This window comes from Alienimonas chondri (genome assembly GCF_013036045.1).
Lineage (GTDB): Bacteria > Planctomycetota > Planctomycetia > Planctomycetales > Planctomycetaceae > Alienimonas > Alienimonas chondri.
The window spans coordinates 1-1,764 of the sequence record NZ_WTPX01000317.1; the positions used below are offsets into that span (position 1 = coordinate 1).

Sequence of the window (1,764 nt, forward strand, 5' to 3'; positions counted from 1 at the left end):
CAACCCCGCCGCGAGATCCCCGAACGTCGTCACCCGCCCCGCCGGCACGCTCCGCAGCAGGTCGGCCAGCGCCGTGGTCAGATCCGGCGGGGTGAGGGCGAAGGGATGCACGGAGAATCCTAGCCAGACAGGATCGCGGCGAGTTCGGCGGCGACGGCACGGATCTCCGTGGCGGCCTCCAATCGTTCCAGCAGAAGCGCCGGCAGCCCGGCGACGCCGCTGGACGCGCCGAGGATCTGCCCGCACATGGAAGCGACGGTGTCCGTGTCCCCTCCGCATTCCACCACGCGGGCGATGGTCTCCACGAACTCCTCGTCCGCAGCCGCGGCGAGGATCGCCAACGGCACTGAGTCGGCCGCCCATCCGCTTGCCCCGAATCGCTCGGCGAACGCCTGCATCGTCATTGGTTTATCCCGAATCGCCCGCAACCGATCCCGAGCGACGCAGTCTGGCGAGAGATCGGCGAGTGTCGCGGGCAGTTCGGCCAGCGGACGCCCGGCGGCGGCATGCCGAACGGCGCGAACGAGAAACAGGGCGCCGGCGACCGCCTCCTCGTGGTGATGGGTAATTCGGCTCACGTCGCGTAGCACGCGACGATCCGCCTCTCCTCGAACGGGGTCATCCGGGGCGAGCAGGAAGGCCAGCGGGGCGGCCCGCATCGCGGCCCCGTTCCCGGCTGAACGCTCGCCTGCGGCGCCGACTAGAGCCCAGTGGCCGCCCAGCTCCAACTCGCGCAGTGCCTTCATCGTACTGGCCCCCACGCCCCGCACTCGGCGCTCGCCGTACCAGCGGGCGAATGCGGCGGCGATCGTAACTGGTTCGACTTTTCCCCCGGACGCGATCAACGCCTCGCAGGTGGCGAGGGTGAGCTGCGTGTCGTCCGAGAGCCACAGATCCGCGGGTTGAACGAACTTCTGCCCGAGCGGCCCGTTCTCGAACGGGCCGGCGAGCGCATCGCCCAAGGCTCCGCCGAGCAAGCAGCCCGTGAGGCGATCTCGAAGATCCAGCATCTGCTAACGCACCGCCGTGATCGCTGCCGGCGGGGCGCCGATGTCGATGACGCTGACGGGGCCGGTCCAGTTGGCGGCCCAGTTCGCGGCGAAGCCAGTCTTGGGGGCGACGAACGTGGCGGTGTGATCCGCTCGGACGCAGCAGTCGGGATCGAAAGGTTCCCCGCTGTCGGCGTCGAAGCCGGTCGGGACGTCGATCGCCAAAACGTCCGCGTTCATGCGGGAGGCGTCGATCGCCCGCACCGCGATCGGCATCGGCTCCCGCGGCGGGCCGCTCGGGCCGGTGCCCAGCAGGGCGTCCACCAACCATCCCGCGGCCGCGGCCTCGGACAGCGCCGCGGTCAGATCGGCCTCGTTCATCGCCGTCCAGTCGGTCCACGGCAGGCCCATGCGGCGGGCGACGCGGGCGTTCATCGCAGCTTCGCCCGGCTCATCGTCCTCAGTCGGCGGCTCGGGGAAGGGGGCGAACAGGTGCACATTCACGCCGCGGATCGCCAAGTGGCGGGCAAGGGCGAAGCCGTCGCCGCCGTTGTTGCCTTTGCCGCAGACGATCGCGACCGGGCCGGGGGCGCCGCCGGTCAGGCTCCACAGCAGCTCGGCGCAACCGCGGGCGGCGTTCTCCATCAGCACGGCGCCGGGCAGACCGTATTCCTCCAGACAGAGGCGATCGACGGATCGGCACTGGGCGACGGACAGCGGCGCCGGCGGGGTCGGGGAGGACACGGGACGATGGGGGAAACGAGCGGGGTTGTGC

2 protein-coding genes are annotated in these 1,764 nt (G+C 71.0%); both read right to left on the reverse strand.

Features of this window, described 5'->3' with window-relative positions:
* Positions 1 to 119: 119 nt before the first annotated feature.
* The gene (locus LzC2_RS21335) at positions 120 to 1,010 is read right to left on the reverse strand and encodes an ADP-ribosylglycohydrolase family protein (RefSeq protein WP_171190040.1); all 891 of its coding nucleotides are present in this window, start codon (positions 1,008 to 1,010) and stop codon (positions 120 to 122) included.
* 3 nt (positions 1,011 to 1,013) lie between these two features.
* Positions 1,014 to 1,764, reverse strand: a 751-nt coding sequence (locus LzC2_RS21340; protein ID WP_315854773.1) for an NAD(P)H-hydrate epimerase, incomplete at its 5' end; no start/stop codon positions are given.